Here is an 18622-nt window from a genome sequence, read left to right as displayed (position 1 = left end):
CATGGCAGAGAAAAGGGACTACTACGAAGTGCTGGGCGTCCAGAAGAACGCTAACGCCGACGAAATAAAGAAGGCCTACCGCAAAGCGGCCATCAAGTACCACCCGGACAAGAATCCGGGCGACAAGGAGGCCGAGGAGAAGTTCAAGGAGGCCGCGGAGGCCTACGACGTGCTTTCGAATCCCGACAAGCGCGCGCGTTACGACCAGTTCGGCCACGCCGGCATGAGCGGCGCGGCGGGCGGCGGAGCCGGCGGATTCGGTGGGTTCAGCGCGGGCGGCTTCTCGATGGAGGACATCTTCTCGCAGTTCGGCGACATCTTCGGCGGCCATTTCGGCGGCGGATTCCGCTCGTCGGGCGGCGGAGGGCGTCACGTGAACCGCGGTTCGGACATCCGCATCAAGGTGAAGCTGACCCTGGCGGAGATCGCCCACGGGGTGACCAAGAAGCTCAAGATCAACAAGACCGTCGCCTGCGACCAGTGCGGCGGCACGGGCGCCAAGGACAGCAACGCCTACACGACCTGCTCGACCTGCAACGGTGCGGGTTATGTGACGCGGGTCGAAAACACCTTCTTCGGCCGCATGCAGACGCAGGGCGTCTGCCCCACGTGCGGCGGTACGGGCAAGGTCATCACCTCGCCGTGCGACAAGTGCAAGGGCGAGGGTACGCTGCGCGGTCAGGAGGTCGTGGAGATCCAGATTCCGGCCGGCGTGGGCGAGGGCATGGTCCTCACGGTCACGGGCAAGGGCAATGCGGCGCGCCACGGCGGGGTCAACGGCGACTTGCAGGTGATGATCGAGGAGGAGCGCCACCCCGAGCTGGTGCGCGACGGCAACGATCTGATCCACAACCTCAACATCACCGTCACGACGGCCCTGCTGGGCGGCACGGTCGAGGTTCCGACCGTCGACGGACGCGCCAAGATCAAGATCACGCCCGGCACGCATGCCGGCAAGGTGCTGCGGCTGGGCGGCAAGGGGCTGCCCGACGTGAACGGCTACGGCCGCGGCGACGAACTGGTGGTGGTCGACATCACCATTCCCGCGAAGCTGACGGCCGAGGAGAAGCGGCTGGTGGAACAGCTCGCCGCGCAGCCCGATTTCCAGAAGGCCGAGTCGGTCAAGAACCAGAACATCTTCGAACGGATGAAAAGTTTCTTCCGTTAGACGAATACTAAAACGGCGGAAAATTCGTACCTTTATCGAGGCGGCGAATTTTTCGTTTCACTACGTTCGGGTCGCCCTCCAAGCGACCCGTCGTTCCCGCCGGGGCGGAGTGCAGGATACGGTCACGGACCGTGTGACCGATCCGCCTGTCAGATGATAACTTTAAGATTTACTGCTATGTTAGGCTTTACCCCGTTCAAGCGGCACGCGAACAAGTTCAACTATATTCCGCGCTATTACGACCCTGCCAAGGAGGCCCGCGAGCAGCGCCGTGCCGAGCTGCGCGGCGAGCGTACGGAAGACGGTGCGCGCGAATACCGGCCCGGGCAGTATATCCGCACCCAGCGCGAAGCGCGCAACGCGCGGCGCGAGAGCGAGCAGGACCGGGGCCGCATGCGCATCTGGAAGATGGCTGCGGCGGCCGTGCTGGTGCTGTTGTTCGTCTACCTGCTCTATCCGCGCCTGGCGGCCTTCTTCCTGCGTCCCCGCACCGCACCGGCCCAAATAGAGCAGACCGTGGAGTTCGATCCGTCGGCTCCCATCACGGTGGTTCCGAACGATTACGAGGAGTAGCGCCGATGGCCGACAGAATCAGATTGCTGCCCGAGGTCGTCGCCAACCAGATCGCGGCGGGCGAGGTGGTCAACCGCCCCGCCTCGGTGGTCAAGGAGATGATGGAGAACGCCATCGACGCCGGGGCGCGCAGCGTCAAGGTCAACTTCCGCGACGGCGGCAAGGACCTCATCCAAATCGTCGACGACGGCTGCGGCATGTCGCCTATCGACGCGCGCATGGCCTTCGACCGCCACGCCACCAGTAAAATCTCCTCGGTGGACGACATCTATGCGCTGCAGACCTTCGGGTTCCGCGGCGAGGCGCTCGCGTCGATCGCCGCCGTGGCGCAGGTCGAGCTGCGCACGCGCCAGCAGGGCGACGAGCTGGGAACCGTGACGGAGATCAACGGCGGGCAGTTCGTGGCGCAGAATCCCGTCATGTGCCCCGTGGGGTCGCAGTTCTTCGTGCGCAACCTCTTCTATAACGTCCCCGCGCGCCGTCGTTTCCTGGACAAGAGCACCACTTCGGCCGCGCAGATAAAGACCGAGTTCCAGCGCGTGGCGCTGTGCAACCCGCAGATCGCCTTCGAACTCTTCGCCAACGACGTCCCCCTCTACACGCTTGCGGCGACCACGCTGGCGGGCCGCATCGTCGACGTGGTGGGCCGTCATATCAAGCAAAACCTGTTGGAGGTCGACGCCCAGACCTCGATCGCCTCGCTGGCGGGCTATGTCGGGCGTCCCGCGGCAGCCAAGCGGCGCAATACGGAGCAGTACCTCTTCGTCAACGGCCGCTATTTCAAAAGTCCCTACCTCTCGAGCGCCATTCTGAAAGCGTACGAGAAGCTCATTCCGGAGAGTGCGCAGCCCTCCTATTTCCTCTACCTGACCATCGACCCGGCCCGCATCGACGTGAACGTCCATCCGCAGAAGACCGAGGTGAAGTTCGCCGACGAGGAGGCCGTATGGCAGATCGTCCACGCCGCCGTGCGCGAGACGCTCGCCAAGACCGGCGCCGTGCCGCTGATGGATTTCGACCGCGAGGGGAGCGTGGAGATTCCCCCGCTGACGAAGGGGGCCGTCTACGGCGAACCGCGGGCCATGTCCAACAGCGATTACAACCCTTTCCGCGAGGAGTATATCGACCCGTCGGCCCCCGATCCGAACGTCGATTTCGCGGGCTTCGACGTCCCCTATGCGGGCGATTCGGCCCTGTCGGATGCCGCCGGACCCGCTTGGGGCGGCGGGACGGCTTCGGGCCGGTCCGGTCATGCGTCCGCGTTCGGGAACGGGGCGGACGAGTTCGAGGAGATTCCCTCGGGGTCGGACCCGGGGGCGGGCATTGCGAACTGGGGCGCGCACTGCGGGGAGAGCACGCTGGAGTTCATCCCCTCGCAGGCCGCGGCCGAACAGCAGCGGCTCGGGGTGGAACAGCGTCCCGAATTTTCGGACCCGCTCCCGCTGGCGGGCGGCTACGTGGCGGCGCTTCTGGGCGGACGGCTGGTGGTCGTGGACGTGCGGCGGGCGCGCGAACGCATCCTCTACGAGGATTATCTGCGCATGCTGGGGCACGGCTCCTCGGTGAGCCAGCAGCTGCTCTTTCCCGAGCGGCTGGTGCTTTCGGCCGATGAATACGCCCTGCTGGAGGAGCACGCCGTGGAGTTCGCGGCGCTGGGTTTCGACATCGAGTTCGCGGGCGAAGGCGCGATCGGGGTGCGGGGAACCCCGGCCGACATACCGGCCGACACGATCGACCAGCTGCTCTATGAACTGTTGCAGGCTTTCGCAACGCCGGTGAATCTGGGGGACGTGCGGCGCGAAAAGATCGCCGCCGTGCTGGCGCGGCAGGGGGCCAAATGCTCGCCGGGAATGCTCGCGCGCGAGCAGGCCGAAGCGCTGCTGGGGCAGCTTGCGGCGACCGCCGATTTCAGTTTCTCGCCCTCGGGCAAGGCCATTGTAGCGGAGATTACGCCCGAAGATATTCGCGCCAAGTTGGGATAATCCGCCGAAAAAACGTAAATTTACCGCAAAATTAACTTCGGCCGCGACCCCTCGCGGTGCGGCCGACAGAACCGAACGACAAGATGGTAAACGCTTATTTCCGGACCCCTCCGGTGGTCAAGAATCTGATAATCATTAATCTGCTGGTCTATATGGCCACGGCGCTGCTGCCCGTGGCACGCGAGACGATCATGCACTACTGCGCCCTGCAGGTCGGTCCGGCCATGTTCGGCTTCGAGTTCCGGGCCTATCAGTTCATCACCTACATGTTCCTGCACGCCAACTTCGAGCATATCTTCTTCAATATGTTCGCCCTGTGGATGTTCGGGCGCACGCTCGAATATGAACTCGGCTCGCAGCGCTTTCTGACCTACTACATGATCTGCGGCATCGGCGCGGCGCTCATCCAGGCCGCCATCGCGTGGGGCATGGGCGAGCCGATGGTGCTTGTGGGCGCTTCGGGGGCGGTCATGGGGCTGCTGCTGGCGTTCGGGGTGATCCATCCCAATGCGGTCATCATGCTGCTGATTCCGCCGATCCCGATCAAGGCGAAGTGGTTCGTCATCATCTACGGCGTGATCGAACTCTTCCTCGGCTGGCGCGGGGTGGGCAACGTGGCCCACTTCGCCCACGTGGGCGGCATGTTGTGGGGCCTCGGGCTGCTCTTCTGGTGGCGGCGAAGGGGGATAATCCGTTTTTAGCCCGATGTCCGACTACTACTCCGAATACTCTCGGCGCGAGAAACCGCGGCGCAGCGTGCTGTGGTGGACGGTCGATCTGGTGATGACCGTGCTGACGGCGGCGGTCGCCGCGGCGATGGTCATGACCCTCTTCGTCCCCTATGTCAACCCGGCCCGGATCTGGTTCTTTCCCGTGCTGGGGCTTGCCGCTCCGGCGATCTACGTCGCTACGGTGATTCTGGCTCTCTACTGGATCATCCGTTGGCGCTGGGTGCGGGCGGGGGTGATGCTCCTGCTGGTCGCGGCGGGTTTTTTCAGCGTGTCGCTCTTCTACCGGCCCGAACTGAGGCGGGTTTACGGGGAGGACGCCTACGACCGCTCGGCGTTCAAGGTGATGACCTACAACGTCCGCAGTTTCTACGACAATGCCGGGCAGGCCAGCGTCGATGACGTGCTGCGGCTGATCGGAGAGGTCGATCCCGATATTATCTGCATGCAGGAGTTCAACGCCCGGCTGGCCGAGCGCTGCGACGATTTCGCCCTGCTGGGCGAGAAGTACGAGTCGGCCGTGTTCGGCCGCACCGAAGCGCCCGATTCGGCCTATGCGGCGCCGATGCTCATCCTGAGCAAATACCGCATCCTGCGCTCGGGGACGGTGCTTACGCCCCGCAGCTCGGTGTGGGCCGACGTGCTGGTGGGCGAGGATACGCTCCGCATCTTCAACAACCACCTCCGTTCGACGGCCATCAATGCCTCGGACAACGAATTTATCACCAACCGCCTCTTCCTGACGGATACCGCCCGCGAGGAGCGCGTGCGCAGCATCGTGCGCCGCTACCGGGATAACAGCGTGCTGCGCGCAGCGCAGGTCGACAGCATTGCCCGCGTGATCGAGGCGACCGCGACGCGGCGCATCGTCTGCGGCGATTTCAACGATACGCCCATGTCGTATGTCTACCGCACGATGGCCCGCGGGCTGGAGGATGCTTTCAGCGAGCGCGGCTCGGGCTATTCGCACACGTTCCGTGGCTTCTTCAACACGCTGCGCATCGACTACGTGCTCCGCTCGGAGGGGTTGGAGACCCTTTCGTACGAGGTTCCCGACGTGGACTATTCGGACCACCACCCCGTGGTGGTGCGGCTGCGCAAAACACCGGTCAGTCACTAACCAACATACATTCATTATGATTTTAGATTCCCTGAAGAATGCGGCCCTTTACTACGGCGTAGGTCCGCGCATGAAAAGAGCGTTCGAACTGATCGCTTCGACCGACTGGACGAAGGTGGAGCCGGGTATCCATGAGCTGGAGGGCAAAGACATCTACGTCAACGTCCAGGAACGCGAGCTTAAAACCAAGGAGGCCGCCAAGCTGGAGGTGCACGACGAGTATATCGACATTCAGGTGCTCGTCTCGGGCAAATGCGAGTCGTTCGGCTGGAGCGAGCGCTGCGCGCTTCGTCAGCCGCAGGGCGAGTTCAACAAGGAGAAGGACATCCGCTTCTACGACGACGTGCCGCAGACCTACTATACGCTGCTTCCCGGCCAGTTCACGGTGCTCTTCCCCGAGGACGGCCATGCGCCGATGGTGGGCGAGGGGATGGTGCGCAAGATCATCGTCAAGGTGCGTAAATAACCCTGCGCGCAGGATGTGAAAACGCCCCGGAGCTTCGGCTTCGGGGCGTTTTGTCGTGCGTCGTTGCGGACTATTTGCCGATGGCGCGGTAGAGGAACCCGGCCGCTGCGGCCTCCTCCTTGTCGAATATATTGCGGCCGTCGATGAGCACGTTGCCGCGCATGGCGGCTTGCAGCCGCGTCCAGTCGGGGATGCGGAACTGCTTCCATTCGGTGATCAGCGCGAGCGCGTCGGCCCCAGTCGCCGCGTCGTAGGGCGATTGGGCGTAGTAGATCGCCTTGCCGGCGCAGCGGCGCTGACATTCTGGGATGGCGACCGGGTCGTAGGCGCGGACCTCGGCGCCCGCTTCCAGCAGACGGTCGATAATCACCAGCGCCGGAGCCTCGCGCATGTCGTCGGTCTCGGGCTTGAATGAGAGGCCCCAAAGGGCGACGACCTTGCCCCGCAGGTCGCCCAGCGACTGCTGCAACTTTTCGACCACGACGCTCTTCTGCAGCTCGTTGACCCGTTCGACTGCTTCGACGACCTGCATCGTGTAACCGTGCTCGCGGGCCGTGTGGGCCAGCGCCTTGACGTCCTTCGGAAAGCACGACCCGCCATAACCGCAGCCCGAGTAGAGGAACTTGTTGCCGATGCGGGCGTCCGATCCGATCCCCTTGCGGACCATGTCCACATTCGCCCCCACGCGGTCGCAGAGGTTGGCGATCTCGTTCATGAAAGAGATGCGCGTGGCGAGCATGGCGTTGGCGGCGTATTTGGTCATCTCAGCCGAGGGAATGTCCATGAACAGGACGCGGAAGTTGTTGAGCATAAAAGGACGGTATATCTTAGTCATCAGCTCCTTGGCCCGTTCGCTCTCCACGCCCACCACTACGCGGTCGGGGGACATGAAGTCCTTGATGGCTGCGCCCTCCTTCAGAAATTCGGGGTTCGATGCCACGTCGAACTCTACGTCGCAGCCACGCTTGTCCAGCTCCTCGCGGATCGCGGCCTTGACTTTCTGCGCCGTGCCGACGGGGACGGTGCTCTTTGTGACCAGCACCGTATATTTTTTAATGTGGCGGCCGAATGTTCGGGCCACGTCCAGGACGTATTTCAGATCGGCGGAGCCGTCCTCGTCGGGCGGTGTGCCGACGGCCGAAAAGACCACCTCCACGTCGTCCAGGCAGCTTGTCAGGTCGGTCGTAAAGTGCAGGCGTCCCTCCTCGACGTTGCGTTTGACCAGCTCCTCCAGTCCCGGTTCGTAGATGGGAATGATGCCGTTTTTCAGCGAGTCGATCTTCCGATTATCGGTGTCCACGCAGGTGATCTCCATTCCCATCTCGGCGAAGCAGGTTCCCGATACCAGGCCGACGTAGCCCGTTCCTACGATTGCAATTTTCAGCATGTTCTTCGGTTTCTTGATAGTTTTTTCAAACGGGTCAGGCTCTTTTTGCATCTCCTTACCGCCCGATGCGTTCGGCGATGCGGCGGGCCAGTTCGCGGCAGGGGTCGCACTGCTCTTCGGAGAAGCCCTGCTTCATCTCCACGGGATCGCACACCGCCTCCCACTTAAGCCGCCGGGCGTACTCCTCCAGGCATCGCACGGCCGCTCCGGCCCAGCTGAAGGAGCCGAATGCGGCGAAGTTCCGCTGCGGCACGCAGCGCGAGGCGATCATTTCCAGCAGTTGCGCCACGGGCGGGAAAAGCCCTCCGTTGTAGGTCGGGCCGCCTACGATCATCGTATTGTAGCGGAACACGTCGCGCAGCACCACCGAGGGGTCGGCTGCGGAGAGGTTGTGGACGACGATCTGCCGCACGCCCGCTTCGGCCAGCTCGCGGGCGATGCGCTCGGCCAGCTGCTCCGTATTTCCGTACATCGAGCCGTAGGCGATCACTGCGCCCGGCTCGCCCTCGTAGCGGCTCATCCGGTCGTAGAGGTCGAGTACGCGCGGGATCTCGCGCTGCCAGACGGGCCCGTGCGTCGTGCAGAGCGTCTCGGGAGCCAGCGCGCGGACCTTGGCGAGCGCCTTCTGCACCGGACCGCCATATTTGCCGACGATCGCCGCATAGTAGCGGCGCATCTCGTCCCAGTAACGGTCGGGGTCGGTCTGCGAGTCGGTGATGCCTCCGTCGAGCGCCCCGAACGTACCGAACGCGTCGCCCGTGAAGAGCGTTTTATCCTGGGCGCACCAGGTGACCATCGTCTCGGGCCAGTGGACCATCGGGATCAGGTGGAACGAGAGTATCTTGCCGCCCAAATCGAGCGTGTCGCCCTCCTTGACCTCGATCGTGCCGGCGTCGATGCCGTAGAAGCCCCGCACCATTTCGAGCGTGCGGGCGTTGCCGACGATCCGGATGTCTGGGTAGAGCCTGCGGAGCGCCGTGATCGACGAGGAGTGGTCCGGCTCCATGTGGTTGACGATCAGGTAGTCGATCTTCCGGTCGCCGATCTGGCAGCGGATGTTGTGCTCTAGCCGGCTGCCGAACCCCTCCTCGACGGTGTCGATCAGGGCGATGCGTTCGCCGATGACCAGATAGGCGTTGTAGGAGACGCCGTTGGGCAGCGACCAGAGCGCTTCGAATCGGGTGGTGGTGCGGTCGTTGACGCCGACATAACGAATGCCGGGCCGTATTTCGGTAACGGACATAGGTGCATATGGTTTTGGTACGGGTGCAAATATACGAAAATTTCCGGCGATGCGTCCGGTGCGCGTCCTATTCCATCAACTCGTATGCCGCAGCTTGTAAAAAGTGGGCATGCGCCGCCAAAAACGATGCGCCGCAACCCCTTCGGATTGCGGCGCATGTCGCGTTGAGAGACGGCTTAGAGGAAACGCACCCGCTCTTCCGAGCGGCTCAGTGCGGAGGCCTCGAGTACGCCCGAGGTGATTTCGTCCGGGATCGTCGATTGGACGAATACGGCTACGTCGCCCGCACTCGCCGTGCTGGTCAGCGTCATCTGCGTTCCGTCCGTGTTGAACGAAACCGAATAGGAGTGACCCCACGCGGTGTTGTCGCTGTAATTACCGCTGAGCGTCCCGTTCTGGTAGGAGAAGTTCCCTTTCAGATGGACGTAGGCAGGGGTGTACAGGCGCTGATAAAGCTCGAACGAACCCGCATCGGTGAACGACAGGTAGACGTCGGCGGCCGTGAGCGTGCTCCACGAAACCATGTGCCACTGGCCCACGACGGTTCCGTCGCCCGTTTGGGGCGTGGGCTTGGGTTCGTCATCGGACGAGCTGCAACTGCCCAGTGCGAAAGCTGCGACAAGGCCGATCAATAACAATTTGATATTTTTCATATGCTAAGTCCTTGTTTTATAACCAACCTCCGTTCTGAGCATGATTCGTGCGCACGATGAGTGCGAACTCCTTGGTAATGGGCATGCCGTTCATGCCGTTGCTGTTTCCGTTTCCCGCGAGCAGTTTGATGCGGGCAATTGCGGAACCCGGCTGGGTGCACTTGAGGATGATCTTGTTGGAGAATATGGTCGGATTGGCCGACATGCCGAGCCGGGCCATGTCCTCGGGGGCGATTTCGATTCCGGTAATCTTCATGCCCAAATTGCCGCTGCCCAGATAGGGCTGCAAATCCAGCGTGTACTGCTGGCCTGCGGGAATCGGGAGGCAGGTGATACCGCGCACGTTCATCAGCACCTGATAGGCGTCGATATAACCCGTGCCCATTTGGTTCTTGTGCTTGGACAGGTCGAGGGTGCCCGGGACCCCGGCGGCGATCATGTACTGCTTGGTGCCGGTGCAGTAAGGGTTGATATCGTTGACCGACGTCAGCAGCAGGGCGATGAACTGATCGCGGGTGAAAGTCTTGCCCGTCTGCAGCGCATACGAGAGGCCGAGGGCCGCTACGCCCGAAACGTGCGGGCAGGCCATCGACGTACCCTGCATCCAGCCGTATCTCCCGTTGAGGATGGTAGAGAGCACTTGCGAGGTGTCCTTGCCGCTTTCGAGGTAAGACTGGTAGGCGTCGCCCCCGGGGGCTGCGATGTTGCAGCCGGGACCGTAGTTGGTATAGTATGCCGGCGTGTAGTCGCACGACATGGAGGTGACGGAGATATAGTCGCGGTAAGCGCCGGGGTAGCCCGAAACGTTGGCCAGGTCGTTGCCGGCTGCGAAAATGGGAATTCCGCCGCTCACGGCCGGACAGTTCTGCTTGGACATGAAGTAGTCGACGGCCTGCTTTTCAGCGCTGGCCCCTGCTGCATACTGCGAGTCGGAGGCGACAGCGCCTGCCGGGTAGCCGAAACTGCACTGGATGATCGCAGCTCCGTTGTCGGCAGCGTACTTGATCGCCTTGGCCGTGATGGCGGACGAACCGCCCTTGTCGTTGTGGAAAATCTGGCACGACATGATCTTCACGCCGTCGTTGTTGCCCGAGCCGCCTGCGATTCCGCAGACACCCACGCCGTTGTTGTTCACGGCAGCGACCGTTCCGGCCACATGCGTGCCGTGGGAGGGATCTTCACCGCTCGTACTGATCGTCAGCGGGGTGTTGTCGACGAAGTTATAGCCGTATTTGTCCCCGGTATATCCGGTTTGGCCTTCGCGCGGATTGACCCACATGTTGGCAGCCAGATCGGGGTGGTCCCACTGCACGCAGTCGTCCACCACGGCGACAATGACGCGCGGATCGCCCGTGCAGAGCTGCCAAGCCTCGGCGCAGTTGACGTCGGCGCCCGCCTTCACCTTGGAATAGACAGCCTTGTCGCCCGTATTGATGTAGTGCCACTGTTTGCTCAGGTTCGGATCGTTGAACACGGCGGCACGGGTTTGTGCGGGAACTGCGGTCTCGACGAGAGGGATGGCCTTGCCGACGTTGGCCTTCTTCATCTGCTGGTTGAACTGCACCCTGTTCACTTCGGCGATTCGGGCCATGTTGCGGGCGGCCTCCGTCAGATCGACGTCGTCGTTGAACTCGACGACATACCAGCGGTGCAGCCCGGCGGCGCGCGTACGCTCCTCATTGTCCGGGTCGATCGGGAAGAGGCGCTGCAACGCCTTCACCCCGATCTTTTCGAGTACGGCGTCGAAATCGCCGATGCCCGAACGGGTGGCGATGCCGCCCGAGCGGGTGGCCTGCATGACCGACGATTCGACGTTGGCGGAAGCTCCTTCGCCGAAATAGACCAGCAGTTCGCCCTTGACGGCGTTCTCGGCCGAGAAGATCAGCTTGGAGGCGATCGCGTCGTCCGTCCCCGGTCCGGCAGCCTCTTCGGTCGCGTCCTTCACGCACGAAACCAGCGCGAGCGCAGCTGCCAGAAGCAACAGGCTCCATAAAGTTTTTGTCCTTTTCATCATATTAAAATCCTGCTTTTACCGATCGAGACCGGTGGTTGGTTTCATTGGACCACAGAACCCGACACAGTTGTCGAACTGTGCCGGGTCGTGTGGAGTTTCATCCAAAAGTTATTCCAAGGCTCAGAAAATTATGCTTTTCTTGAGAGAACGTGTGCCGGTTTTGGGCAGCGGTTCGCATTTGGCCGTCCGTACGTTCAGCGTGCGGAAACCGTTGGGGAGCGAAACGCTGACCCCGGCAGCCGTACGGAAACGGGTGTCGCGCAGAGCGGCGGGTATGCGTACGCTGCTGAACGGAATGTTCACGCGCTGTATTTTCGCCGTTACCGCACTCTTCTCCGCCGTGTAGGGCGTGATGGGCGTATCGGTCGGATAGAAGCCGCCATATCCCAGCGTTTGCTTGGTATCGGCATCGACGACCGGAATCTGTAACTGGCAGTTGAGCTTCGAGAGCTGCTTCGTGCTGCCATCCACGCTCATTACGAGCGGATCGTCACCCTTGCTGTCGTCGGTTGCAAACGAGTAGAATCCGTATACCTGGGTCTTAGCCGAATCCCAGTATCCGAATATACCGCCGAAGAGATTGCCATCCTGTTCCTCGCCTACCAGCGTGCCGTCCAGCGTCAGCGTCAGGGCCTGCGGATCGTAGACCGCATTCCACGAGGAACCGTCGTCGATTCCGATGTTCTTCACATAGAAGGCCGTTTCGCTGTCAGCCGTGGGAATCACGTCGAAGACGTTGGTGAATGTGGTTTGCGCATTGGCTACATACGTCATCGTGTATTTGCCGATGACCAGTTCGCCCGAATAAGGCACTTGGGCGGTGGATGCCGAATTGGATACGACCAGTGCGGATTTGCCGTACATGTTTTTAGCCTCGAGCACGCACGTGTAGGGCGTGGCCGGATCGAGATTCAGGAATATGGTTCCGTAGTATCCGTTCTTTTTGTAGCTCTCCATCTGGGACGCGGAAAGGTCTCTTCCGTACTGATCCATCACATCCTGGAGGGTAAGCCCGTCAACCTCTCCGGCTTGGACCGCGTCGATCAGTTCGGTGGTGTTGAAGTAGTACCTCATGGAAACCAGGTCCGTTCCCTGCATCGAGCAGGCCAGCGACTTGTGTTCGGGATACTCTTCTACCAACGAGGGGTTGAACTCGCTGACAGGCATCACTTCGACCGTAGCGTCGCAATCGGGAGCTTCGGAACCGCCCATGCCCGGGAAGTAGAACGATACGGCTGCAACCTCGGAGGCCACCCGTTCGCCCGCCTTGTCTTTCGGCAGCGCGACCACGGTATAGACTCCGGTAACATCGAGTGCGGCTTCGACGGAGATCGCCTTCGATCCGGCCGTGAAACCCTCGACTTCGAGGATGTTTTCAGCCGTGCCCTTTGCGATCTGCTCGGCTATTTCATCGGCTTTAGCGGTTACGTCGCCCGATGCGAGGACGAAGCTGATCCCCGAAACGTCGTCGCCGTAGCTGAAATCGATCACGGCGCTCGTTTCACTCTCGGGGCTTACTTTCATACCGCCGTATGCGGCAGCGAGCGAGTAGTCGACCTCTTCGGCGCCGGGGAACATGATACGGAACGTACCGTCGGCGTTGACATCGAAGTTCCGGTCCAGACCGACCAGTTGGGCGGTGAGACCCTTCTTCGGGAAGGTGATGATTCCGTTAACCAGCGTGCCGGGAGCCTGTGAGGCGAACATGAATTCACCGTATCCATTGCTATTTTCGGTGATACCTGTCCACTGTTTGGCCACGGTCACGTTCTGCGGATTGGTGCAGTCGAAGACAATGTTGCTCGGCGTGTAGCTGAACTGACCCGAAAGGTCGGCCTGCGAGGCTTCGAAGAATTCGGTCATGTAGGGCCAGCCGAACATCTCTTCGACCATGTAGACACCGTCCTTCGACTTGTGCTTGTGGATGGTCACCTCGATCTCGACCTTGGCGCCGGTGAAAATGTCGCCCAGATAGCCGTCGCGGAATTTGCCGGTTCCCATCTCCTCCCACGGCCACGGGGTGACCGTAATGGCGAGGGTGCGGTTGCCGTAGGGCGTCGTGTTGTTTTCGTCGTTGAGCAGGAACGCCAGCGGATAGCTGGTCCCGTCTTCCAGGCTTTTCCGGTCGAACGTGATCCGAAGCTCGGCTTCGGCCTGTCCGGCGGCGAAAGATACCGACGAGGGGATGGTGAACAGGCCCGACTCGTCTTCTGCGAGGACGGTCATGCTGAACGCAGCCTCCGTGGCGATGCGCCGTACCGGAATCGAGATAGAGGTAACGTCGTCGCTGATGCTGTAATCGGTGGTTATGCTCTCGGGGAAGTAGACCTGTTCGCCGCTAACGCTTTCCGGTTCGGGGTCCGAATCGCTGCATGCCGTGAAAAACCCTGCGGCGATGGCGACAGTCATCAAAATGAATATCTTCAAAAAACTTTTCATAGGTAGCTGCGGTTTTTATTTGACAGACTTGTACGTGAAGGTCGGGTTGGGGTTGTTCTTGCCCAACAGCGCCTTGTTCTGCTGTACGGCGGTGAGCGGAATGACGCAGTTCCACCACGGGGCGCGGCCGTCCGTAGTGAGCTGAGCCATCGTCGGAGCGTTCGTGCCGTTGTCGCCGTTGCGCATGCTCATATTCAGACGTTTCAGGTCGTAGAGAACGATGCCTTCGCCCCAGAATTCGATCCGCTTCTGGAAGATGATCTCGTCGATCAAATCGTTGGCAGCGGGAACCGTGTAGTTGGGGGCGCGGTTGGCCATGAAGGTTTGCAGCATCGCTTTGCCGGAGGCCTGGTCGTAGTGCGCCGTTGCTTCGGCTTCGATAAGATACATCTCCTCGACGCGCATCAGCGGAATGCTCGTCACGTTGGCCGTGGAATAGTTGTTCTTCTCGCCTCCGTTCGTATGGAACTTGAACGAAGCGAAGGCGGCGATCGGCGTGAATTCCTCTTCGGTCAGGCTCGTATAGGGCTGAATGGCCGCGTAGGAACGGTCCGGCCCGATGAAGTTCTTCTTGCGGAAATCGCCCGTCGAGATGCGGTTGTAGCTGAATACCGAGATGCCCGGCTGCGCGCCGTATCCGTAGCCGTAGATCGCTTCGGGCGACATGTGTGCAGTGAACGACAGCAGGTTGTTCAGCACGGTGTCCGATGTCTGGATCATTGCCCACATCCACGATGCGTTGACGGTGTTGAAGCCGGTCTTGGGATCGAGCCACTGGGCTTCGGTCATGATCGAGCAGCCCGAAGCGTCGATGGCCTTGCGGGCATACTCCGCAGCCAGTTTGTAAGCCGCATTGCCCGTGGGAACGTTGGCATACGATTCGTCGAAACCGCCCAGCCAGAGGTAGGTGCGTGCCTTCAGACCGTAGACCACGGCCAGCGAGGGCAGGCTCTTGGTCGGGGGCGTGTAGTTGGCCATCAAGGTTTCGGCAGCGTTGAGATCTTCCAGAATGAAGGTGAACATCTCCTCGCGCGGAACGCGCGGATTGTTCTCGAGTTCATCCATCGTTTCGCCGCCCCGTACGATCGGAACGGTCAGCCCCTTGACGGCTTCCAGCTCGGTCGCGTACTCGGGTTTTAGCGGGGCCTTGGCGGGCAGCGGATCGTACAGGCGGGCCAGATCGAGGTAGCAGAGCGCACGGAACGCCTTGGCCACACCGACGATCTGCTCCTTGCCGCCGGTCTCCGCCAGGTCGATGACTTCGTTGGCGGTGTAGATGAACTGGTAATAGTTCAGGTAGAAGAACTCGGCTCCGATACCGGTGGCTGCCAGTCCGGTCGAGTTGCCGGGATAGAGATAGGGCTGCCAGCGGTCGTAGTACTGGTTGCCGCCGGGCAGATTGCCGCTGACGGGGAATATCTCGCCTGCAAGGCGGTCGGTCGCCCCGAAGATGCCCGGATAGCCGAAGTCGAAGTGCTCGCCGATGCCCACATAATTGGTAATGAGGATCGTCGGCATCGAAGAGACCAGACCGTCCATGGCGAACGGCGAATCGGCTGCCTGCTCGGTGGTGACATATCCACCCTCGGGGAAGGTCTCCTTGATGCAGCCCGACAGAAGTACGGAGGAGCCGAGGAGGACCGTTGCGAGTTTGATTATCTTATTCATTTCCATAGTATTCATTGGTTATCAATTAGAACGTAACAGTGATGCCGCCCGAGAAGGTGCGAATCGGTGCATAGTAGTACGGGTTGGTGATACCGTTGATGCCCTGACGCGGGTCGAGACCCTTGCGCTTGGACCAGTACCACACGTTGTCGCAGGCGAGGTAGATACGCAGGCTCTCGACGAGGAACTTGCGCGTAATGTGCTTGGGCAGCGTATAGCCGAGCGTGATGTTCTGAATGTTCAGGAACGATGCGTCGGTGAGGAAGCGGTCCGAAAGTCCATTCTGATAGGAGTCGTTGTAGGCGAAACGCGGAATGTTCGAATCCGAGTTTTCGGGAGTCCATGAGTTCAGCAGGTCGCGGTGGAAGTTCGTACCGGTCGACGTTCCCGAGGGCGACGCCATGTAGTACATATAACCGTAGTCGATGACCTGTCCGCCGATCTGGTAGGTGAAATTCACGCTCAGGTCGACGCCGTAGAAGCGCAGCGACGTGCCGAAACCGCCGTAAACGCTGGGCAGAGCGTCGCCGTGCATCTCACGTCCGTTCTGCGAGGCGGTCGAATAGTCGTCGGTGGTGATGCGCTCTTTCTCGCCGGTTTCCTCGTTGATCGTCTTGTAAGTGTACCAGAGCGATTTTCCGGTCTTGGGATCTACGCCGGCATAGGTCGGGAGGTAGAACGAGAAGACCGATTCGCCCTCGGTGAGGAACTTGCTGCCCGACTGGCGGCCGTCGTACTGTCCGTCTGCCGTGGTGTTGTTCTTATACTGCTCGGGCAGTTTGACCAGCTTGTTCTTGTAGTGGGTCATATTGAGGTTGAAGCTCCATTCGAGGTTCTTCTTGCGGATCAGATCGGCGTTCAGCTCGATCTCGACACCGCGGTTGACCATGTCGCCGACGTTGGTGAAGATCGAAGTGTAACCCGACTCGAGCGGCGTGGCCAGCTCGAAGAGCATGTCGGTGGTCTTTCGGTTGAAGAAATCCACGTTACCCGTCAGGCGGTTGTTCCAGAAGCCGAATTCGACGCCCACGTTGAGGTTCGAGTTGGTCTCCCACGTAATGTCGGGATTTCCCTTCACGGCCAGTACGCTCGTTACGCCGGTTCCGGTGCTTTCGATCGAACGGTAGTCGGTGTAGCGATAGTAGGAATCGGTGGTGGAACCGAGGTTGTCGTTACCCTGCGAACCGTAGGAGAGCTTGACTTTGAGCATGTCGACCCACGAAGCATTGAACCAGTTCTCGCGGTTGATGATCCAGGCTGCGCCCACCGACCAGAAGTTACCCCAGCGATGGTCGGGGTGGAAGCGCGACGAAGCGTCGCGGCGGTAGGAACCCGAGAAGAAGTACTTGCCGTCGTAGTCGTACATTCCGCGGAAGAAATAACCCTCGTTGTTGTATTCGAGAATCGAAGAACCCGATTTTGCAGAGTCGTTGACCGCACCGGAAAGCTCGTTGTTGTCCGGCGAGAACATCATGGTCTTGTTCGCATAGAGGCTGTAAGTCTTACGGTTGTAATTCTCGTGGCCGACGAGCAGATCGATGTTGTGATGCTCGGCAAAGGTGTTGTTGTAGGTGAGCAGCTGCTGCAGGTTGTAAGCGATTTCACGCTGGTGACTCTTTTGGATGGCTCCGCCCGACTCGGCGAACTGTCCGTAGAAGGGATTCATCACCTCCGTGGCGCGGGTTTCGTCGAGCGTCACGCTGCCGTTAACGGTCAGTTTGAGACCCTTATAAAGCTCGATGTCGGCGAATCCGTTGGCCGAGAAAGCGTTGCCCTCGTTGATATACTTGTTCAACTGAAGATCCTGCAAATCGTTGCTCTTTCCTCCGTTCGAACGCAGAGCACCGCCGTTGCGGCCGTCGCCCGTATCGTACATCTTCATGCCGTACTTGTCGACCATGATGTTGCCGTTGCCGTCGCGGATATAAACCGGATAGATCGGCGCCATCTGCATCGCCGTGGCGAATGCGTTTCCGCCGTCGGCGTTACCCTCGCCCTGCGAGTTGCCGTCGTCGTTGGTTTTGTTGCCGTTGTTCCAGACAAAATGGGTGTAGGACATGTTACCGCCCACCTTCAGCCACTTCTTGGCCTGGTAGTCGGCACGCAGACGGGCCGTGTAGCGCTCGTTGCTCGAACCGTCAACGATACCCGTGTTGTCCAGATAACCGAGCGATGCGTAGAAGTTGGCCCGGTCGGTCGCACCTGCGACGCTCACGTTATACTCCTGACGGAACGAGGTGCTCTTGTAGATCTCGTCGAGCCAGTTGTCGGGCTGCAGGTAGTACTCCTGACCGTTGTACGAAACCTTGCGACCCTCCTTTGCCAGCGGGTTGAGCCGGCCGTTCTCACCGATCAGGTTCTGTCCTTCGGGAACGGTGAAGACGTTGTAGCCCAGACCGCCCGCGTCGTTCGAGGTGAGCAGCTGGTTGGCGGCCATGTTCGCCGAAAGCGCATCGTAGCCCTGCTCCATCGTGTAGTAGTTGTACAGCGACTTGTAGTGCGTCTCGTAATACTCGCCCGCATTGTCCACGATGTCGTAGTTCTGCAGCGCGCGGGTGTTGATACCCCACTTGCCGTCGAACGTCACGGTAGCCTCGCCGGCCTTCGCCCGCTTGGTCGTAACCATGATGACGCCGTTGGCGCCGCGAGCACCGTACAGGGCGTTCGAAGCGGCGTCCTTCAAGACGCTGATCGACTCGATGTCGGTCGAGTTGATGTTGTTGATGTCGCCTTCGTAGGGCACGCCGTCAACCACCCACAGCGGGTCGTTCTTGGCATTCATCGAACCATAGCCGCGCACATAGATCTTCTGACCCGAACCGGGACGGCCCGTTGCCGACGAGAACTGCACACCGGCGATCTTGCCGACCAGTGCATCCTCTACGTTCGAAGACTGCGTCTTGATCAGTTCGTCCGACTTGATAACCTTCGCGGCGCCCGTGAAAGCCTCCTTCTTGGCCGTACCGAACGCCACGACGATCACGTCGTCGATCGCCTGGGTATCTTCTTTGAGCGAGACGTCCACCCGGGTCTTGCCCGCCACGGCGACCGTCTGGGTCACATAGCCGATGAACGAAACGGTCAGCGAACCGTTGCGCGGCGCCGAGATGGTAAAGCTGCCGTCCGCATTCGTGGTCGTGCCGACGTGTGTACCATCGACCATCACCGTTGCTCCCGCAAC

The 18622-nt window shown here is 60.8% G+C and carries 13 protein-coding genes; 6 read left to right on the top strand and 7 right to left on the bottom strand.

Features of this window, described 5'->3' with window-relative positions:
- Position 1 precedes the first annotated feature (1 nt).
- The 6 genes from dnaJ to ACMO9O_RS05000 all read left to right on the top strand — a co-directional run bounded on the left by dnaJ (position 2) and on the right by ACMO9O_RS05000 (position 6037).
- Positions 2-1168 carry a molecular chaperone DnaJ gene (gene dnaJ, locus ACMO9O_RS05025; RefSeq protein ID WP_418982586.1) on the top strand — a complete coding sequence of 389 codons (1167 nt, stop codon included), beginning with the start codon at positions 2-4 and terminating at the stop codon, positions 1166-1168.
- 177 nt (positions 1169-1345) lie between these two features.
- Positions 1346-1741: a hypothetical protein gene (locus ACMO9O_RS05020; protein WP_418982585.1), complete on the top strand. Its 396-nt coding sequence runs from the start codon at positions 1346-1348 to the stop codon at positions 1739-1741.
- A 5-nt stretch (positions 1742-1746) separates the two neighbouring features.
- Positions 1747-3723, top strand: coding sequence for a DNA mismatch repair endonuclease MutL (mutL, locus tag ACMO9O_RS05015; protein ID WP_418982583.1), 1977 nt, complete (start codon positions 1747-1749; stop codon positions 3721-3723).
- Between the two features lie 83 nt (positions 3724-3806).
- Positions 3807-4424, top strand: coding sequence for a rhomboid family intramembrane serine protease (locus ACMO9O_RS05010; RefSeq protein ID WP_418982582.1), 618 nt, complete (start codon positions 3807-3809; stop codon positions 4422-4424).
- A gap of 4 nt (positions 4425-4428) precedes the next feature.
- Positions 4429-5571: an endonuclease/exonuclease/phosphatase family protein gene (locus tag ACMO9O_RS05005; protein ID WP_418982581.1), complete on the top strand. Its 1143-nt coding sequence runs from the start codon at positions 4429-4431 to the stop codon at positions 5569-5571.
- Between the two features lie 16 nt (positions 5572-5587).
- A complete protein-coding gene (locus ACMO9O_RS05000) occupies positions 5588-6037 on the top strand; it encodes a YhcH/YjgK/YiaL family protein (RefSeq protein WP_418982580.1) in 450 nt (149 codons plus the stop codon).
- Between the two features lie 70 nt (positions 6038-6107).
- Here ACMO9O_RS05000 and ACMO9O_RS04995 read toward each other — a convergent pair whose 3' ends face one another.
- From ACMO9O_RS04995 to ACMO9O_RS04965, 7 genes are all read right to left on the bottom strand, one after another.
- Positions 6108-7421, bottom strand: coding sequence for a UDP-glucose dehydrogenase family protein (locus ACMO9O_RS04995; protein WP_418982766.1), 1314 nt, complete (start codon positions 7419-7421; stop codon positions 6108-6110).
- Between the two features lie 58 nt (positions 7422-7479).
- Positions 7480-8667 carry an FprA family A-type flavoprotein gene (locus ACMO9O_RS04990; protein ID WP_418982579.1) on the bottom strand — a complete coding sequence of 396 codons (1188 nt, stop codon included), beginning with the start codon at positions 8665-8667 and terminating at the stop codon, positions 7480-7482.
- A gap of 176 nt (positions 8668-8843) precedes the next feature.
- On the bottom strand, positions 8844-9320 hold the full coding sequence (locus tag ACMO9O_RS04985) for a hypothetical protein (protein ID WP_418982578.1): 477 nt from the start codon (positions 9318-9320) through the stop codon (positions 8844-8846).
- Positions 9321-9336: 16 nt separating this feature from the next.
- Positions 9337-11331 (bottom strand): S8 family peptidase, encoded by a 1995-nt coding sequence (locus tag ACMO9O_RS04980; protein ID WP_418982577.1) that lies wholly within the window; start codon positions 11329-11331, stop codon positions 9337-9339.
- Between the two features lie 123 nt (positions 11332-11454).
- Positions 11455-13773, bottom strand: coding sequence for a hypothetical protein (locus ACMO9O_RS04975; protein WP_418982576.1), 2319 nt, complete (start codon positions 13771-13773; stop codon positions 11455-11457).
- Positions 13774-13788: 15 nt separating this feature from the next.
- On the bottom strand, positions 13789-15441 hold the full coding sequence (locus tag ACMO9O_RS04970; RefSeq protein WP_418982574.1) for a RagB/SusD family nutrient uptake outer membrane protein: 1653 nt from the start codon (positions 15439-15441) through the stop codon (positions 13789-13791).
- A 25-nt stretch (positions 15442-15466) separates the two neighbouring features.
- Positions 15467-18622: SusC/RagA family TonB-linked outer membrane protein (locus tag ACMO9O_RS04965; protein WP_418982572.1), on the bottom strand; the 3156-nt coding region annotated here is incomplete at its 5' end.

Origin of the sequence: Alistipes sp., from assembly GCF_048465635.1 — a bacterium.
Taxonomy (GTDB): domain Bacteria; phylum Bacteroidota; class Bacteroidia; order Bacteroidales; family Rikenellaceae; genus Alistipes.
This window is presented reverse-complemented; position numbering and strand designations above follow the sequence as displayed.